This is a genomic window from Akkermansia massiliensis, from assembly GCF_018847375.1.
Classification (GTDB): Bacteria; Verrucomicrobiota; Verrucomicrobiia; order Verrucomicrobiales; family Akkermansiaceae; genus Akkermansia; species Akkermansia massiliensis.
Genome location: NZ_CP072036.1, coordinates 2,242,378 through 2,261,676, shown reverse-complemented (window position 1 = coordinate 2,261,676; position 19,299 = coordinate 2,242,378). Strand labels below are relative to the sequence as shown.

The window sequence follows — 19,299 nt, the reverse complement described above, 5'->3', positions numbered from 1 at the left end:
GCAGATTTAGCACCGGAAAAGAGACAGTAATCATCCATGCTGATACGTGCATGCCTCCTGCCACTTCCCCGGAGAGAGGCACGCCGCATGCGGAGCCAACCGGCATGAAAAAATGACACCGCTTGACAGAAAAGATAAATCAAGATGTTTATTATGAATATTTTATAAAATAATCACAAACCACCCACCTGCGAACGCGGGAAACATGTAATCCATTGATAATAATATATCCTTTACCCATGATTTCTCCACTTTCCGACATTAAAAAAGACCAGGGACTCATATTTTTATCTAGATTACAGAATTCCAACAACTTACCGCAACAAGGACATTCACGCTGAATTTGGCTGCGGAACCAATCCCTACAATTGACTCGAATTCACGCAAGGCAGTACGTATATAAAAGAGTATGACTTCGTTGCCCGCATCTTCATTGGTTGAAACCGTAGCCAATAAAATCAAACAGATGATCCTCAGCGGCAGCCTGGTCAACATCCTGCCCGGCGAACGGGAGCTCGGGCACAGATTGTCCGTAGGGAGGGAGACCGTCAGAAAGGCTCTGGCTCTTCTGGAGAGGGAGGCATGGATCGCTCCCGCGCGCATCAAGGTTCCGCGGCGCATCCTGAAAACTACGGAGGAAGGAGCGGGAAAAACCGTCCCCTCCCATCCTGTTCAGGAAAAAAGGGGCATTATCGGCTTTCTGACGCCCCAGCCCCTCAAGAGGCTGGCGCAAAGCGTGCTGGCGGAGGTGTACACCATCTCCAAGATTCTGGAGGAAGACGGCATCAGCGTCCGCATTTTTGAAGCTCCCTGGATTTTAGGCAACAACCCGGACAAGCGTCTCGCCAAGCTGGTGACCAAATCCGAATGCGTCTGCTGGATACTCCACCGCTCCTCGGAACAGACCCAGCTCTGGTTCAAGACGCACGGCATTCCCTGCATCGTGCGCGGCACTTCCTACCAGAGCAGCAACCTGCCCTATCTGGACCGCCACTGGGCGGCCACCACGCACCATGCGGCGCAGCACCTCTGGAACAAGGGGCACCGGACCGTCGGCCTGTGCCTCCCCCCGGACCCGTTGAAGGGCCACCAGTTAATGCAGAAGGGCTTTTTCAGCTTTGCGGAAAAGGGCTGGAACCCCGTGCTGATTCCCACCCCGTTTGAGACGCCCCTTTTCTTTGAATACCTCGCCAAAGCGTTCAAGGAACATCCGGACATGTCCGCCCTGGTAGCTACGCGGGGCAACCAGATCGTTCCCCTCCTTTCCTGGGTGGAAGCCCGCTCTTTAAGCATTCCGGACCAGCTCAGCCTGATCAGCCTGACGTATGAACCCTTCATGGAGCGCCTGCTGCCCACCATCACTTATTACGAGGAGAACCAGACAAAAACGGTTCACAAGCTCATCCGGATGCTCCGTGCCCTGACTGCGGGCAAAAACATCAAGAGCATCTCCGTCATCCCGGAAATCTACCCCGGGCAGTCCGTCTCCGTGCGCCACACGCCGCCGTCCGCATAAATACGCTTTCCCGGAAGAAACAAGGGACGCCATGGGCATAAAAAGGCGCGTAAACGCCATCTGTGCCCTGGTAATAAGCCCCAGGCTGTACAGCACGGATTTCCGCATGCCTCTTCCGCACACAAAACCCACCGGACCACCGGCGGCGCCCGCCTTGGGAGAACACCTGGCCGCCATCCCGGAAAAGCATGAAAACCGAATAGCGGATGCCCGGCGTTTCCCTCTCTTCCGCCCGGGCTGCGGGAGTCCCTCCGGCAGACCAATAATGTTTGACATCCCTCCGGGCTCCAGATAGGTTCGACTCTGATTTCATCCCCCGGCCCCCACGCTGCGGAACGGGGCTCCACAGAACTCTCCCATCCACCATTTCCCCCATGAAGCCATTGAAAGGAGCATGCATCATCGGCCAGTCCGGCGGCCCCACCGCCGTCATCAATGCCAGCGCGCTGGGGGCCATCCAGACGGCCCTGAAATGCGAACCGGTCACCCGCGTGCTGGGAGCCGCCAACGGGATTGAAGGAGTGCTGAAGGAACGCCTGTTCGATATGGCGCAGGAAGACCCGGAGGAACTGGAATTGCTGAAATACACCCCGGCCTCTGCCCTGGGCTCCTGCCGCTACCGGATGGCGGATCCCGCCGTGGATGATACGGACTACCGCCGCCTGCTGGAGGTGTTCCGGAAGTACGATGTACGTTACTTTTTCTACAACGGCGGCAATGATTCCATGGATACCTGCAACAAGATATCCAAATTCATGCAGCAATCCGGCTATGAATGCCGCGTGATCGGAATCCCCAAGACCATTGACAACGACCTTTACGGCACGGACCACTGCCCCGGCTTCGGTTCCGCCGCCAAATTCATCGCCACCTCCTGCATGGAGGTGCACCAGGATCTCCGCGTGTACGACAAAGGGCGTGTCACCATCGTGGAAATCATGGGCCGTCACGCCGGATGGCTGGCCGGTTCCGCCGCCCTGGCCACTTATGCGGGCGCCGGACCGGACCTGGTTTACCTGCCGGAAGTCCCCTTCCGCATGGAAGAATTCTGGCAGGATGTGGACCGGATTTACAAGCGTAACGGGAGCTGCATGGTCGCCGTCTCGGAAGGGGTGCAATATGCGGACGGCCGCTTTGTCGCGGAATCCGGGGACAGGGACGTCTTCGGCCATACGCAGCTGGGCGGACTGGGCGCCATGCTGGCGGAATCCGTCAAGCGGCAGACCGGGGCCAAGGTCAGGAGCATTGAACTTTCCCTCCTCCAGCGCTGCGCCTCCCACGTGGCCTCCAAAACGGACATTGATGAAGCCTACATGGCGGGGAAAGCCGCCGTGGAAGCGGCCGTTTCCGGCCAGACGGACAAGATGGTCGCCTTCGAACGGAGCACGGAAAACGGCATCTACTCCTGCAAGACCAAATTGACCAGCCTGGGAGACGTGGCCAACGTGGAAAAACTCGTCCCCCGTGAATGGATCAATACCCGCGGCAATGGAGTTGAACAGCCGTTCATCGACTACGTTCTGCCCCTCATCCAGGGAGAAACGGCCATGCAGAAGGAATGCTCCCTGCCCCGCTTTGCGAAGCTCAAAAAAGTGCTGGCGGACCCGGTACAGGGATAGCTTTTTTCTGGCAGCACCTTTTCTCCATTTTCCATAACAGAGAGGAATTCAGCCTACCCGGAACTTCTCCCGGCCAGGTAAAACACTCGGCCAGCCACTAGCCCAACCCCTTTTCCGGCTCAAGGCAAATACGCAGGAAGGAGATTGCATAATTGACCGCAACTGCGGCATTCACGCTGTTTCCATAAGGTATGTACAACTTCTTGAAAAAGAAAAATCCCGGCAGGAAACAGGCTGAATGGCACGGCAGGGGCGGAAGAACATGAAAAAAGAGAAGGCGGATGCAACCCATGACTGCTTTTTCTCCAGTCCAAGAGGCCTTCCGTGCCGGCTTAAAAAGAACACCGTAATAACAGGAACGATAGTTCCCTTCATCATCCGGAAGAGAAAAATAAATTCGGGAAAGGAATCGGCCTGTTTCCTCATCCATGAACTTTATTTTCTCCATTCAATTTCTTCTCCGCGCCCGGATAATTATGGAAAAAACCGGCTTCCCGTTTAATCTCTCGATAAACTTTCCACTATCATCTTTAACGAATTTATTTGCACTTTCTTAGAAATGTTTGAAATAAAGTTTTAAATTCCATTTTATTCATTTTCCGGTCTTATATTAGCGCGACAGAGGAACATTTTTCCCGATATTTCTGCAAGTGCCCTCATAAAGTCAGCTTCCTTTTCTTTTGAATATAATCCGGCCCTCAATCACCTTTCCCCCAGGGAATAAAACGGAACAACAAGATAAACTTTTGGTTCAGAAATCACCTGCGCCAAAACTCCACATCAAGATAAAAAACACTCATTGCCAACAAGTTTAAAACTTTTCTTCCCGTTATCATTTATCTTTCAATAAAAGTGAGCTGGACCCGAAGAAAAGGCTCCCCTGGCAATCCGTCCCCCCCAAGGAGGAGCCGGAACGGAGACGGTACAGAACTCCGGGACGGGGATATGAATCACTTTTCGGCTTCACGGGGATGGGAAACTCCTTTGTGCCGTTTCCCGTTGTTTTGTAACCCGCAATTCCGCAACACCCTTTTCTTCCGCTAGCCCTGCGCCCTGTTTCCTCTCTGGAAGATGATGGAACCGGCTTTTCCTCCATATTCAATTGTAGAATAATTCTTTTCCGGCATATTAAATTCAAATAGCGGGAAACAAGGAAATGAAAAATCTTGCAAGCAAGGGTGAAAAAAGGCTAAAATGATAAAGAGCTCCAAAATTCGACGCCTATCATTTCATCATGTAAAAACGGCTTGTTTCCGGATATTTTTTCGGAAACTGGCATGAAATCGGTCCCCGACCAGCTACTATCCAAGTTTTCCCCGCATGCCATGCTCGATTACCTGTTTCAACATTTTTATTCTACGCTGGCAATTGTTGCTTTTTTTATTGCCATCCTCATTCTGCGCGCCTGCGGCAAGCGCGGCAGGCGCTGGATTCCCGTCTCCACGGCGCCCTTCGGCTGCATGGCCTTCCTGGTCGTCTTTCTCCTGCTGACGGCCTTCATCATCTGGTTATTCAGCTTTTTCACCACGGGTCCCATGGTGGAGGACCTGGCCTTCACGCTTGCATGGCTGGCAGCCATGGCCTGCGCCCTGGCCGTCATTTCACGCCTGACCGAATACTGCCTGCAGCAGGACAAATCCGCCAGCAAGCTTTATCCGGGGGAATCCCGGAAGTTGCTTCCCGTCCAGCTCCGGAACAAGGGCATCCTGCTGTTCGTGCTGATCGGCGTCATCAGTTGCGTTATTGACATCATCACCGTACCCTTCCCGGTTCCGGAACTCCCGCCGGGGTCCGCGCTGTCTGCTGCCACCCTTGTTCCCCTGCCGCAGGAAGTGCCCGTGGAGGTCCATATCTCCTCCCGTGTCACCAACAGGTTTTTCGGAGAATGCGACTTTGACCTGACCGTCCGGGAGAAAGGCGGGGATAAGCATGTTTTCCCCGCCATCCTGATCAATCCCGGCGGGGAAAGCGCCATCACCATTTACAGGCTGCGGCCGGAGGAAAAACAACGCCAGGGCAGCTTGATATTCACCAATGGCATGCAAAGCTGCCTGTTCAACATGGATACCATGCGGATGAAGTCCCTGAGCGGTCCCGCCTCCAATTATCCCCCACCCACCCGGGAGGATCTGGATGGACAGGATATGGACCTGCGCCTGGAAACGGTGGGGCTCTACCAGGGGCTTTCCTGCATACGCGGCGCGGAGCATACGGATACAACGCGCGCCTATGTTCTGAAAATCCTGAAGGATACGCAGCCATGACCGGAACGCCTCAAAAGGGTCGTTGACACGGGCTCTCCCGCTCCCTTACTCTGGATACGGCCAAAACAGCCATAGCCATGATTAAGATTACAGCCAAAAGCATCGTCAAAGCAGGAGCCAGGGAAGAATTCATCGCCACCGCCCGGGAACTGGTGGAAAACAGCCGTGCGGAAGCCGGCAACGTTTCCTACCACCTGTATGAGGACATTGATGACCCTAATATCCTGACATTCATTGAAGAATGGAAGGACCAGGCCGCCGTGGACGTTCATGCGGATTCCGAGCATTTCCAGCGCATCATCCCACTCCTGAGCGACATGACGGAGGAAGCCATTGAAATTTCCCTGTACCGGGAAGTGCTGTAACTCCAGCAGGAAAAACCGCAGCCTTATTCCCTACCCCTTCCGGGAAAGGCAAAAGCGCCCCGTCCCACCAGGGAGACGGGGCGCAGGAAGCTTCGCATCATTTACCGTCAGAATGCGAAGCAACCACACCCGGAGCCCCAGAAATCGGAATACCTGGGCCGCGACGCATTCGCCGCGCCCTCCATCAGCATGAACGCGGAATGCATGCAGCCGTGTTCATGGCAGTGTGAGGAATGCCGGTGCTCCTGCTGGAAAGGCACGCCGGCCCTGGCCGCCTTCTTCGGGTCCAGGGGAGCACCGTATCCGCCGAACACGGCAATGGGGGACCACTCGGGCAGCACCGGAATGGGCGCCGGGTCCAAATCCTTGAACGGTCCCGCGGCATAAACGATTTTGCCGTCCATGACGGTCAGCACGGATTCTATTCCCTTGATCTCCTCTTCCGGAACGGAGAAATAATCTTCGCTCAGCACGACCATGTCTGCCAGTTGACCGGGAACAATCGCTCCTTTTTTCCCCGTCTCGGAGGAAAACCAGGTGCTCCCCTGCGTATAAAGCCGGAGGGCTTCCTCACGGGAAAGACAGTCTTCCTCCCGGTACATCGGTTCTCCGCCCACGGTCTTCCCGGTGGTCAGCCAGTACAGGGAAACCCATGGATTGTAGCTCGCCACGCGCGTGGCATCCGTTCCGGCCCCTACGGGAATGCCCATTTCCAGCATTCTGCGCACGGGCGGCGTATGTTCCGCCGCCTCCTTGCCGTAGCGGTCCATGAAATATTCCCCCTGGTAGGCCATGCGGCACTGCACGGCAATGCCCCCGCCCAGCGCCTTGACGCGTTCCAGATTCTTCTCGTCAATGGTCTCGCAGTGGTCGAAGAACCAGTGCAGGCCGTCAAAGGGAATCTCCCGGTTCACTTCTTCATACACGTCCAGAAAGCGGGAGATGCTCTCATTGTACGTGGCGTGCAGCCGGAAAGGCCATTTGTTGGCGGCCAGCAGGCTGACCACCCCCTTGAGTTCGGATTCCATGTCTCCGGGAAGGTCCGGACGCGGCTCCAGAAAGTCCTCAAAGTCCGCGGCGGAAAAGACGAGCATTTCACCCGCTCCGTTGCAGCGGTAATAATCGTCCCCCTCTCCCGGCCTGGTCATCCTGATCCATTTGGCAAAGTCCTCCTTCTCTTCCTTGGGCCTTTGGGTAAACAGATTGTAGGCAATCCGCACGGTCATTTCCCCGCGCTTGTGCAGCTCTTCAATCACCTGGTAGTCCTCCGGGTAATTCTGATAGCCGCCTCCCGCATCAATGATGCTGGTCAGGCCCAGGCGGTTAAGTTCTTTCATGAAATGCCGGGTGGAATTGATCTGGTGTTCCAGGGGCAGTTTGGGCCCCTTGGCCAGCGTGGCGTAAAGAATGGTGGCGTTTGGCCGCGCAATCAGCAGGCCGGTGGGATTGCCCTCGCTGTCGTGCTGGATTTCCCCGCCCGGAGGGTTGGGCGTATCCTTCGTATACCCGCAGGCGCGCAGGGCGGCCTTGTTGAGCATGGCGCGGCAGTACAGGTGAAGCACAAAAACGGGCGTATCCGGCGCCGCCTCATTAATCTCCTCCAGCGTAGGCATCCGGCGTTCGGCAAACTGGAACTCGCTCCAGCCGCCCACCACGCGCACCCACTGTCCCGGCGGCGTTCTGCGGGCCTGCTCCTTGAGCATGCGCATGGCGTCCGCCAGGGAGGGCACGCCGTCCCAGCGCAGTTCCATATTGTAATTCAGGCCGCCGCGGATCACGTGCAAGTGGGAATCGTTCAGGCCGGGAATGACGGTCTTTTTCCCGGCGTCGATCACCTGGGTATCCGGCCCCTTGTACTGGGCAACGTCCTCGTCGGACCCCACGGCCAGTATCTTTCCATCCTTGACGGCGACGGCGCGGGCCATCGTTCCGCGTTCATCCAGCGTTGCTATGTTGCCGTTTGAGATCATCAAATCGGCGTAAACCTTATCATTGTTTTTCATTGTTTTCATCATGGTTCGGGGTTGTTCCCGGAATGGTTCCGGCCTGCGCCCTGAAAAGCCAGGGAGACAGAATGCTGCTGATCAGCGGCATGAATACCCAGGTCAGCAGCGCCACCACACAGGCGTTGAACAGGAAAAAGGAAAGCCATCCGGGCAGCACGCTGCGGATGGGCCCACCCACGGTAATGTTCAGAAGAAAGATGACCAGGCACACGCCCAGATAGGTGGCCGCCGCCGTCTTGTAGCGCGGCGGCGTCATCATCGGGGTGCCCGGCTGGTTCAACCAGGCGTCCAGGCCGTTCATCTCCTGGATATGGGCCTCCCCTTCCGTATGGGCTCCCAGCAGCTTCATCCAGCGTTCGTACTCCGGGGAGGAAACCAGGGCTTTTCTGGCGGCGGCGCTCGCGAAACGGTCCACCACCACATATTCCCCGTTTCCGTCGGAGGGCCGCAGGACGCTGATGCCCACATGCCCGGGGCAGCTCAGCACAAAATTGACGAAATCCCGCATGGCGTGCTCAAACTGGCCTTCATGCCCCGGCAGAATATGCCGGCGCACCACAACGGTCACTTCCTCTGAAGGATTGATGGCGTTCATGCCTGATGAATGTTCAGGGTTTTTCTTCCGGCGCGCACCCCCGTGTTAACGGAGGGAGCGCCGGAAAAACTCTGCGGGCAATCAGGCGTCATGCTTCACCACCTGCGGGGACAGGGCGGACTGGGGAGCATGGTGAACCATCGTGTAGGCGTACTCCACGCCCACGCCGTAAGCGCCGCCCTGCTGCTTGAGCAGATTCATCAGGGCGTCGTAATGTTCCTTGTTCTTCCAGTCGCGCTGGAACTCCAGAAGGGCTCCGATGGTCGTCAGCCGCGTGCCGCCCGCCTGGACGATGCGGGAAAGGGCCGCCTTCTGGGCGTCCTTGGAGGTGGCGCCGCAGCAGTCCTCCACCACGTAAATGTTATAACCGTCGCCGATCATCTCAATGGCGGGCCACGTGACGCACACTTCCGTCCAGAGCCCGGTAAGGAGGATATTCTTGCGGCCCGTCGCCTTGATGGCCTTCCGGAACTCGTCGGAATCCCAGGAATTCATGGACGTGCGTTCAATGACGTGCTGGCCCGGAAAAATATCCAGGAGCTGGGGCCAGACATAGCCGGAAAAGCCCTCTGTTTCCACGGCCGTAATCACGGTGGGCACCTGGAACAGCTTGGCGGCCTTCGCCAGCAGGGTGACGTTATTGATCAGGTCGGCACGGTTGATGTTGGCTACGCCAAAGGTCATTTGGGGCTGGTGGTCAATGAAAACTACGGCAGCGTCTTCCGGCGTGTACAGCTGATGATAATGCGAGGATATCAGGGACATCATCTTATTCTCCTTATAATCTATGTTTAATTAGTGAAATCGGGACCGCAGGCGGTCAGAAAACCGCTGGTCCATGATTGGTTGGAGACCAGTTTCCCTGTTTTTGTTGACACCATGCCAGAGTGTGACAAACCGTTTTAAGGCGGCAGGCTCTCCTGAAAAGACAGCCAGTTCTCCGCCGGACCGGAGGCTTCCCTGGAAAAGGCAGTCATCTCCGCACCAAAAACGAGCGCATTCCCGGAAATCACGCCTCTCCTTCGCGGAAAGGAGGAACGGCACAGGTTTCCCCTCATCTCGTTCCCTCCGGAACGGGAAACCAGCCTGTCTTTCCTGAAAACGTCCTCCGGCTGCGGAGGCGGCGCGTTCCGTTACTTCTCTTCCCCGTGCTCGATCTTCAAGGCATCCAGAATCTTCTCATATCCAGGCAGCCGCCTCTGGAAATCCTGAAAATTCTTGTCCTCCTTCCGGGTCCAGCCCGTTTCCGCATAAGCGGCAATGCGGGGGAACACATGGCGGTGCAGTTTGTCCGCATCTGCAATCCATTCCGTCCAGACCTGGCAGCCCAGGCCGATGACGTTCTGCTGATGTTCCGGCTTCAATCCCGCGAAAACGGGTTCAAAGGAATAGGATTTGGACAGGGGGAGCTTGTCGTAACCCTTGTTCATATAAGTCATATGGGAGGTGGAATTGACCACCTGGTGACCGTCTTCAACCGCCTTGGTGGCAATCTTGTCGGACCCGTACCAGAAATGGATGATGGCCTTCCCGTCCAGCTTGCCCAGAGCGGCCCCCTGGCCGCCGTCATTGTGCACGTCGGAACCCAGAATCTCATTCCATCCGATCATCCGTATTCCCTTCTTAGCCAGCATGCCGGAAATCCGGTTCGTAAACATGATCTGAAGGTCCGGGAAATTCCTGATGCCCTTCTTCTTCATGAACTCCTCAATGTGGGGCACGCCCGCCCAGTACTTCTTATACCGCACCTCGTCGCCGCCGATGTGGATGATGCCGCCGGGAAACAGGGCCGCCAGCTCTGTCATGATATCCCCCAGAAACTGGTAGGTCCGCTCGTTGGTGGGGTCAAACGCGGTTCCGTCATTGAAGCTCACGGGAATCTCCGTCACGGGCTTGGCGGACAACTTCAATTCCGGATAGGAGAACGTGGCGGCGGCGGAATGCCCGGGAATGTCTATTTCCGGCACAATCGTTATATTCCGGTCGGCCGCATAGCGGACGATGCGCCTGATCTGCTCCTGCGTATAAAAACCTTCATGGGGCCTGCCCTCATACTTGCCGCTCCCCCACGTCTCTATCTCCGTGTCTCTCCGCTTGCTGCCGATGGAGGTCAGCTTGGGATACTTTTTAATCTGGACGCGCCATCCGGCATCGTCGGACAAATGCCAGTGCAGGATATTCATTTTCAGAAGCCCCATCTGGTCAATCAGCCTCTTCACCTCCTCCTCTCCAAAAAAATGCCTCGCTTCATCCAGCATGAAGGCGCGCCACGCAAAGCGGGGATAATCCAGCATGGAAAAAGGCTTCTCCGCCACGGTCCAGCTTACCGCCCCCTTGTCCGCGCCATCGTCAAAAAACGCGGCAGGCAGCATCTGCGCCAGGCTCTGTCCGGCGTAATACACCCCTTTTGGTGCAGCAGCCTTGATCACGATATTTCCGGGCGCCGCTTCCAGGCGGTACGCCTCCGGTCCGTACTGTTTCAGGGAAGCATCCTTCTCTATTCGGATGGCCCCCGTTCCCCCCATCCCCGCCAGGGGCAGTCCTGTTCCGCCTGATAAAAACTGCTGCAGCAGACGGGCCTGACGCTGGAACCCGACGTCCTTCTCCCGGCACACGATGCGCGTGCCTCCATCCAGCTTCACGGGCTTCGCCTCGCTTTTGTCCGCAATCCTGACGGAAACGGGCCGGGGAATGATCTGGTCCTGCGCATTCACGGTCAGGCAGCATGCTCCGGAGAGCAGGAAAAGGAATACAGGGGAAACATAGCGGAACATCACGTCCAGTATACACCGCTTCTGCCGGGAGTCTTTCCTTTTCTTCCCGTTTTTCCTTAATCCCGTTAAAAGCGGTCAGGGAACCTCCCGCTCCATGACACGCCAGCCCGTCCGCTCCGCCTGAAATGCCATGATGCGCCCCTTGCCTTCCTTTTTCCCGCGGCGTATGATGGACACCATGAAAAAAGACGATACGCCGGGCCTGTTTGCCGCCTTCGCGGACCGGCCCCTGGCGGACCGCCTGAGACCGGCCGCCCTGGAGGAAATCGTGGGCCAGGACCACCTGCTGGGAGAGGGAGGGCCCATCCGGCTCATGGCGGATTCCGGCAAGCTGACCAGCTTCGTCCTGTGGGGGCCGCCCGGCTGCGGAAAAACCACGCTGGCGCGCATCCTGGCCACGCGCACGTCCATGCACTTCGTCGCGCTCTCCGCCGTCTTCTCCGGCATGGCGGATCTGAGGAAAGCCTTTGACGAGGCCGCCAAACGGCGGGAATACGGCCAGGGAACCCTCCTCTTCGTGGATGAAATCCACCGGTTCAACCGCGCCCAGCAGGACGGCTTCCTGCCATACGTGGAAAACGGAACCGTCACGCTCGTGGGGGCCACCACGGAAAACCCCTCCTTTGAACTGAACAGCGCACTTCTCTCCCGCTGCAAGGTCTTCGTCATGCATTCCCTGGACGCTCCGGCGCTGGAAAGCATCATTGAGCGGGCGGAATCCCTTCTCCAGCGCAAGCTGCCGCTCGCTCCGGAGGCGCGCGCCACCCTCATTGAACTGGCGGACGGGGACGGCCGCTACCTCATCAACCTGATGGAAAGCGTCTTTGACCTCTGCAAGCCTGACGAGACGCTGGACACGCCGGCCCTGCTGAAAATCGTCCAGCAGCGCGCCCCGGTTTACGACAAGGACCGGGAGGGCCACTACAACCTCATCAGCGCCCTGCACAAGTCCCTGCGCGGCTCTGATACGGACGCCGCCCTGTACTGGGCCGCGCGCATGCTCCAGGGCGGGGAAGACCCGCTCTACCTGCTGCGCCGCCTCACCCGCTTCGCCATGGAGGACATCAGCCTGGCGGACCCCGCCGCGCTGCAAATGGCCATTGCCGCGTGGGACACCTATGAACGCCTGGGCTCTCCGGAAGGAGAGCTGGCGATCGCGGAACTGGTCATCTACCTGGGCTGCGCCCCCAAATCCAACAGCGCCTACACCGCCTGGGGAGCGGCCCGGAAGGCGGCCAGGGAATACGGCTCCCTGATGCCTCCGGCGCACATCCTGAACGCGCCCACCAAATTGATGAAGGAGCTGGGCTACGGAAAAAATTACGCGTACGACCACGACGCTCCGGACGCCTTTTCCGGGCAGAACTACTTTCCGGACAAGATGCCCCGCCGCCAGTTCTACAAGCCGCCGGAACGGGGCTTTGAACGGGAAATCAACAAGCGGCTGGCATACTGGGACAAACTGCGCCGCCAGCGTGCGGAAGAGGATTCCGGAAGCTCCGGCACGCGGAGAGGCCGGAAAAAGCCCCCCGCCCCGGAGGAACAGGCCCCCTCATGAGGCATCCGCCGGCCACACGGCCACTTCCGCAATCCCCTGCCCCGGCGACAGCCGGATGCGGACATACCTGGCCTTCGCCTCCCCGGAGCACGCGGCGACCAATCCGGCCCCGTCCTTCAGAAGAACGGTTTTCACATCCTTCCAGGTTTTGCCGTCTTTGCTGACCTGCACCACGGGAGGCTGCCCTTTCCATATTCCGGCGGCTTTCGCCTCCACCCGGTCCAGGCGGAATTCAAACTCCATGTCCAGCCGCCACCATGGCTCCCTGTCTTCTGCGGACGGCACCCATGCGGAAGCGCCGTCGCCATCGGACGCCTTCATCGCGTCCTGAAGATTGGAGGAAGCGGAACAAGGCCTCAAAGCCGCCAGGTTCGCCTTCTCTCCGGCTCCGGTTCCGGACTGCCCGTACCGCGCCACCTGGGCATCCCTCTCCTGCGCGGAAAAACGCCTGTAGGGCCTCTCCTTCGTTTCCGCGCTCCTGCCCGCCACGTACGCCGGGGCGTTCCGGGAAACAATCTGGATGCTGTCCCCCTTCAATCCCGGGGAAGACGCCTTGATGACCGTTTTCCCGGCGTAATAAGACCGGAACTCAATAGCCGCGCAGCCGTCAATGAAGTCAATGTCCGTCCCGGGCGTGAACGTGATGCTCTTGCCGGTGGGGAACTCTCCGGGGCCTGATTCCACCGTGAGCGTTACCGGAACGGCATTGGCTATCTGCCTGCCGGAGGCATCCGCCACCTTCACGGTCACGTGCACATCGTCCGTGCCGTCAGCCGGGCTGATGACCTTCTTGTCCGCGGTCAGCTTCACCTGCGCAGGCGTTCCCTCCACGGGCCATTCCGGCGGGGGAATGTTTTTAAACTCATTCCTGTACCAGTACCAGGCCCTCTTGGGAATGCGGAAGTAATCCACAATGCCCATGCGTCCGCCGGAGGGCCAGATGCTGCCGTGGTCAAAACCGCACCAGACCGCCTCCCCCGCGCGCCAGGCATAGCGCGCCCCCGCCTGCTTGTCCCCGGCCATGTCCCCCCAGCCCGGCGCATAAGCCCCCGGCCTCCTGCAGCTCACGGAACCGTATTCCGTCACCATGCTGGGCCTGCCGGGCGTCTTCACATGGGAGCCGTCCCCGTTGAAGGCGGCCATGTCCCCCAGCTTGTCGAAATCGCCGCGCTGGCCTCCCCCGGCGCACACGGGGCGCGTCGGGTCCAGCTCTTTCACCAGGGCAATCAGCTTGCCGCACAGGGCCCTGGCCTCCGGCGCATGCCGGGTGAAAAACGGTTCGTTGCTGATGCTCCAGATGACGATGGAAGGGTGGTTGCGGAATTGCAGCACCATCTCCCTCACCTGGCGCATGCAACTCTCCTCAAACGCGGCGCGGTCCTTCTCTTCCGTGGGATAGGCGTCGCAATTCCAGTACCTGTCGTGCTCCTTGAAGCCGCCCATGCCCCAGAAAATGCCTTCATTCAGCATGCACATCCCCTCCCGGTCGCAGGCGTCCAGAAAAGCCTGGGAATGGGGATAATGGGAGCCGCGGATGAAATTGAACCCGGCGTCCTTCATCAGCAGCACGTCCCGGCGCGCTCCGGCGTCCGTCACGGCATCCCCCCATCCCGCGTGGTCCTGGTGCACGTTGGCTCCTTGCAGGTAAACGGGCTTCCCGTTAATCAGCATGCCCCGGTCCGCCGTCAGCTCCAGGGTGCGGAAGCCCAGGGGATTCTCCGCCCGGTCCAGCACTTTTCCCCCTTCGCCCACCAGCTCCGTCGTCACGCGGTACATGTTGGGAACGGCCGGACTCCACAGCCTGGGAGCGGCCAGCGGAGGCAGGTCCGTCTGAACGCACGCTTCCTTTCCCGCGCCCAGTTCCACGGGCTCTTCCCCGCGGAGCACCACGCGGCCACCCTTGTCCTCCCTCACGGTGTGGCGCACCGTCACCCTCTTTATCCTCTCGCTATCATTCTTCACTGCCGCCAGAATGCGGACCTTCCCGCGGGAAGGAGTCACTTCCGGCGTCTGCACCCAGATGCCGTGCGCGGGAAGATGCACGGGAGAACACACGTGCAGATGCACGTTCCGGTACAGGCCGCCGGAAAAGGTATGCTCTCCCGCCCGCGGGGCGATGCGGGGGTTCCAGCGGTTGTCCACGCGCACCTCCACCCAATTCTCCCCGCGTTTCAGGAAAGGCGTCAAATCCGTCCGGAACGCCGTATACCCCCCTTCATGCCATCCTGCGGCCTTTCCGTTCACCGTCACCTCCGCCACCTGGAAGGCTGCGCCGCAATCCAGAAAAACCTTCTGCCCCAGCCATTCCTCCGGCACCACGAGCTTCTTGCGGTAGGAGCCGCGCCCCGTGTAAAAGGAATCGGACATGAAATAGGGCAGGCTGAACGTATGTGGCAAATGCGCCGTCTGCCAGCCGCTTTTACCGGGCTCGTCTTCCAGCCGGAACTCCCAGCCGCGGTTCCAGGCCATCCTCCTGCAGGGAGACGAAGCTTTCTCCGCGGCGGAAACGGGCGTTTCCGCTCCGGCCATGGAAAAACACAGGGCGGCGGCGCCCAGCATACAGGCAATCATCTTGCGCATGCGTATGCTACCATTCCACGGTGCTCTTTCTTTCAACCAAAAAACATTTCCGCTCCCTGGAGCGCCCGCAGCAACAAGCCGTGCACCCCTTCCGGGCTGCACGGCTGGAAAAAAGCCTTCATTCAGGAAAGCGGCGCTCCCGCCGATCGTTACTGGGTAATAATATTCAGTTCAGCAACGGTGGCGCTTTGCTCGCCGCCCTTCACCGGGGAGCGGGCGTCCAGCTTGAAATAGCGGGCCTCCACAGGTTTGCCGAAGTCGATGCGCTGAACAGCCGGATCCTTCCGGATGTAATGGTAGGTGAACTGGCCTTTTTTCACTTCCTTCCAGTTCTGCCCGTCATCGGAAACGGAGAACGTGTACTGGCTGATGAGGCCCTTGTCCTTGTCCATTCTGGGCGTGTAGATGAATCCGGTGAACTTCATTCTGGTTCCCATGTCCACGGCAATGGAGTGGGGGAAGCCCGGCAGGCCGTTCGTATAGGACGTATGCCAGCAGGTATCCGGGTTCCCGTCAATGGCAAAGTGGGCGAAGCCGGTATCCGGCTCTTCCGAGGAAGCGCTCAGGATCTTCCATTCGCCCTGCCCCTTGATAAGGGGGAATTTCCGCTCGCCGGGAGACGTGGGAGGCACTTTGCCGGATTTCCCGGCGGCAGCCCAGGCCCTCACTTCCCCTTCGGGAAGCTTGAAGGGTTTCCGGTACGTTTTTTCCGGCCCCTTGTTGACGGAATACTTCATCTCCGTTCCGGGCGTGGAGGAAACCAAGCTGACCATGCCGTCCCCGTCCCGTTCAATCACGGGGGAATGGGGCACGCCCAGTCCCGCGCGCCCCAGGTTCAGCAGGGCGGACGTGGGGGCCAGCACAAAGCCCAGGGGGGTGGCTTCGCTCAGCGTCTGGTACTTCGCCAGGGGGCGCGGCCCGCAGGAGGAACCGCCCAGCCCCATCTGGAAGGCGTCCAGATTCACGATCACCTTGTCCTTCTCCGGCAGCCTGTCCAGGCTTTTGGCGTTGTTGAGCTCCTTCGGCGTATAACGCAGGATGGACACTTCCAGCGGGGCCCTGGGAGAAGCGGAGCCTACCCACAGCGCCGGAGCCGCCTTGGGTCTGGACAGGGCCACCCAGTCCGTCTCCATGCGGTTGCCCATGTCCTGGGGGCGGGAATAGGCGAAAAACATGTCGTCCACGGAAGTGCGGAACACGTCCTTCCAGCAGCTCGTGCGGCGGTCCCGGTAATTGTCCCACGGCCCCAGCCCCAGGTATTCCACCTGGTCATAGGCGGCAGGCATCCCGAAGGTGACGCCCAGCCGCAGGAGCTCTTCCCCCTTGGCGGAGGGATACATTCTGACGGAGGCATTGATGACGCCGTTGCCGAACACCGTCCAGGCAACCTCCCCGGAGAAGGAAAGGCCGGAGCCTTTCGTCCGGAATTGCGCCGTAATGCGGGCCACGCCGGGAGAAATGACGGCGGCCTTCACATCGGAATACTCCGCCTTCATGGTCTGCATCTTCATCTTCCCCTCAACCTTGCTCCTGATCCAGGCGTCGTTGTCCACCGGGGAACGGTACGCCTGGAGCGCCACCGGATAGCCGGGCAGAATCAGGTCCTGGCTGCCGTACCGGAGGGCGGAAAGCATGCCGTCCTTGAAGGAGGCGGAAAAGCCCTTCCCCTGCACCACCACGGGATCGCCCTGGCGCACGGAGACGGCGGGCAGCGCCGCCGGAGCCTTCACGGAAGCCTCCTTCTCCACGGCCGCCGGGAACCACTCGTAAGCTTCGCACTCGTCCGCCACATGCTCCAGTTGTTTGGCGGAAAGCTCCTTCACGTCTTCCGGCAGCTTGAACCGGGCGTCCGCCAGAACCATCAGGGAGCCCGTCTGCATGGCGGCGGAAGGCAGTTTCACCGTCACGGACTTGCCGGGGGCCGTCTCCGGCAGAGCCATGCGCTCCACGGCATGCTTGCCGCCGGGCGCGAGGGACACCAGGTAAAGCGTATAGCCCTTCAACGGCTTGTGGAAATACTTGTTGCGAACGGTCAGGGAACCGTCCTTGCGGTCAAAGGCCATGTACTGGTACACCTTCTTTACTTCCTTCGTCTTGGCCGTGGTGTTCCGGTTGCCCAGAATGATGCCGTTGTCGCAGAAATTGGCCTGGTTGGGCCTGTCCCCGAACATGCCGCCGTAGGCCTGCGTCACGCCCTTGAAGGGAGCGGGCTTGTAAATGCCGTTCCCGGCAGGGTTGGCGCGGAGGGACTGGTCCACAAAATCCCAGATGGCCCCGCCCACCATGCGAGGGGAGGACTCAAAGGCTTCCATGTACTCCTTGAAATTGCCCAGGGCATTCCCCATGGAATGGGCGTATTCGCACACGAAGAAGGGGCGGGAAGTCTTCTGCTTCCCCCAGTTTTCCACCCGGTCCACGGGCGGATACATGGCGGAATCCATGTCCACGGCCTTATGGCCGTGCGGGAATTCGCAGTAATGGAGGGGGCGCGTATCGTCATAGGCCCTGATGGCTTCCGAGGCCGCTTCAAAATTCGGCCCGTTGCCGGACTCGTTGCCCAGGGACCAGAACACGATGGAGGGATGGTTCTTGGAACGGTGCACCATGCTCATGTTGCGTTCCACATGCGCCTTCTTCCATGAAGGCTTCCGGGAAATATCCATGCCGCTGTTGCGGATGCCGTGGGCCTCGCAGTTGGCTTCATCCATCACGTACAGGCCGTAGCGGTCGCACAGTTCGTAGAAATAGGGATGGTTGGGATAGTGGGAGCAGCGGACGGTGTTGATGTTGTGCGCCTTGATGATCTGCACGTCCTTTTCCATCACCTCCCGCGGAATGGCGCGCCCGTAGTCCGGATGCGCTTCATGACGGTTGACGCCCTTGAACTTGACGGCCTTTCCGTTGACCAGCACCGCGCCGTTATCGGCGATTTCCACGGAACGGAAGCCGATATTGACGGACCGGGGGTCCTTCCCGTTCAGGGAATAGGTCACCTTGTACAGGTTGGGCGTTTCCGCCGTCCACGGCTTCACGCCGGGAAACTTCCTGTCCAGAGCCACCTGAACCTCGCCTCCGGCGGGAATGGCGGGAACTTCCAGCGTGCCGGAATCCAGCCTGCCCCTGTTGTCCGTCTGCACGCGGCCGGAGCCGCTCGCGCCCTCCCAATTTAAATTGGTGGAAATCCCTTCAATGGAATAATCCAGCTTCATTCCGGCGGGAATATCCTTCTTGCCGGAATTGCGGATGGTGAACGTTCCGTCCAGCACCCCGGTCGTGTAATCCTTCCTGTCCAGCCCCGCCTTCAGGAACAGGTCGCGCACGTGCACCTGCGGCTGGGCGAACAGGGTCACGTCCCGGAAAATGCCGGAAAGGCGCAGGAAATCCTGGTCCTCCAGATAGGAGCCGTCGCTCCAGCGGTACACCTCCACGGCAATCGTGTTCCTGCCCGGCTTCACATAGGGAGTCAGGTCGAACTCGCCGCCCGTATAGGAATCCTCGGAATAGCCGACTTTCCGGCCGTTCACCCACACGTAAAAGGCGGACTCCACCCCGTCAAACCGGATCATTACCTGCTCCCCCTTCCAGGAGGCGGGGAGATTGAAATCCCGTCGGTAGGAGCCCACGGAATTGCGCTCCTTGTATGCCGGCCAGTTCCTGGGCGGCTCTCCCATCACCTTGGGGGGATTCGGCTTGAAGGGATACGGGACGTTCGTGTAAATGGCCGTTCCATAGCCCGCAAGCTGCCAGTTGGAAGGCACCTTGACCGTATCCCATCCGGAAACGGAATAGGAAGGCTTGAAGAAATCGGCAGGCCTCCCGTCCGGCGTCATGGAAAACTTGAATTTCCAATCGCCGTTCAGGCTCAGCGTCTTGTCTCCCGCCGGGAGAACGGAGGCGCGGGGAGCCTCCTTGTTGATTCCCGTCACCTCTTCATTCTCCCAGTCCGGGGCTTCCCCCAGCAGGGGCAGCGCCGGAGCCAGGCACATCATGGAAAACAAAAATGCTCGTACCGTCTTCATCTC

General features: G+C 59.1%; 12 protein-coding genes. 5 read left to right on the top strand and 7 right to left on the bottom strand.

The annotated features are described in order from the left end of the window. Positions 1-409: 409 nt before the first annotated feature. Together J5W70_RS09395 and J5W70_RS09390 are read left to right on the top strand one after the other, a co-directional pair. Positions 410-1,516 carry a GntR family transcriptional regulator gene (locus J5W70_RS09395; protein ID WP_022396732.1) on the top strand — a complete coding sequence of 369 codons (1,107 nt, stop codon included), beginning with the start codon at positions 410-412 and terminating at the stop codon, positions 1,514-1,516. A gap of 374 nt (positions 1,517-1,890) precedes the next feature. Then, positions 1,891-3,135 (top strand): 6-phosphofructokinase, encoded by a 1,245-nt coding sequence (locus J5W70_RS09390; RefSeq protein ID WP_022396731.1) that lies wholly within the window; start codon positions 1,891-1,893, stop codon positions 3,133-3,135. Positions 3,136-3,232: 97 nt separating this feature from the next. On the opposite strand, the gene J5W70_RS09385 is transcribed toward J5W70_RS09390, so the two are convergent. Further along, positions 3,233-3,565, bottom strand: coding sequence for a hypothetical protein (locus J5W70_RS09385; protein WP_215832731.1), 333 nt, complete (start codon positions 3,563-3,565; stop codon positions 3,233-3,235). 847 nt (positions 3,566-4,412) lie between these two features. Here J5W70_RS09385 and J5W70_RS09380 point away from each other — a divergent pair. Both J5W70_RS09380 and J5W70_RS09375 read left to right on the top strand, forming a co-directional pair. After that, positions 4,413-5,399 carry a hypothetical protein gene (locus J5W70_RS09380; RefSeq protein WP_022396730.1) on the top strand — a complete coding sequence of 329 codons (987 nt, stop codon included), beginning with the start codon at positions 4,413-4,415 and terminating at the stop codon, positions 5,397-5,399. 77 nt (positions 5,400-5,476) lie between these two features. Next, positions 5,477-5,764, top strand: a complete 288-nt coding sequence (locus J5W70_RS09375; protein ID WP_022396729.1) for a putative quinol monooxygenase — start codon at positions 5,477-5,479, stop codon at positions 5,762-5,764. Positions 5,765-5,871: 107 nt separating this feature from the next. Here the strand turns inward: J5W70_RS09375 and J5W70_RS09370 are convergent, their stop codons facing one another. From J5W70_RS09370 to J5W70_RS09355, 4 genes are all read right to left on the bottom strand, one after another. Beyond that, on the bottom strand, positions 5,872-7,767 hold the full coding sequence (locus tag J5W70_RS09370) for an amidohydrolase (RefSeq protein WP_022396728.1): 1,896 nt from the start codon (positions 7,765-7,767) through the stop codon (positions 5,872-5,874). Beyond that, entirely contained in the window at positions 7,754-8,365 is a 612-nt protein-coding gene (locus J5W70_RS09365) for an antibiotic biosynthesis monooxygenase (protein WP_022396727.1), read from the bottom strand. The genes J5W70_RS09370 and J5W70_RS09365 overlap by 14 nt, the downstream gene beginning before the upstream one ends. An 81-nt stretch (positions 8,366-8,446) precedes the next feature. Then, positions 8,447-9,133: a hydrolase gene (locus J5W70_RS09360; protein WP_022396726.1), complete on the bottom strand. Its 687-nt coding sequence runs from the start codon at positions 9,131-9,133 to the stop codon at positions 8,447-8,449. A 365-nt stretch (positions 9,134-9,498) separates the two neighbouring features. Next, the gene (locus J5W70_RS09355) at positions 9,499-11,139 is read right to left on the bottom strand and encodes a beta-N-acetylhexosaminidase (protein WP_022396725.1); all 1,641 of its coding nucleotides are present in this window, start codon (positions 11,137-11,139) and stop codon (positions 9,499-9,501) included. A gap of 178 nt (positions 11,140-11,317) precedes the next feature. Here J5W70_RS09355 and J5W70_RS09350 point away from each other — a divergent pair, with 178 nt between their 5' ends. After that, positions 11,318-12,697, top strand: a complete 1,380-nt coding sequence (locus tag J5W70_RS09350) for a replication-associated recombination protein A (protein WP_240454307.1) — start codon at positions 11,318-11,320, stop codon at positions 12,695-12,697. Here the strand turns inward: J5W70_RS09350 and J5W70_RS09345 are convergent. Then, positions 12,692-15,277, bottom strand: coding sequence for a glycoside hydrolase family 2 protein (locus J5W70_RS09345; RefSeq protein ID WP_022396723.1), 2,586 nt, complete (start codon positions 15,275-15,277; stop codon positions 12,692-12,694). The genes J5W70_RS09350 and J5W70_RS09345 overlap by 6 nt on opposite strands. Positions 15,278-15,426: 149 nt before the next feature. Further along, positions 15,427-19,296: a glycoside hydrolase family 2 gene (locus J5W70_RS09340; protein WP_022396722.1), complete on the bottom strand. Its 3,870-nt coding sequence runs from the start codon at positions 19,294-19,296 to the stop codon at positions 15,427-15,429. Between the last annotated feature and the right edge of the window lie 3 nt (positions 19,297-19,299).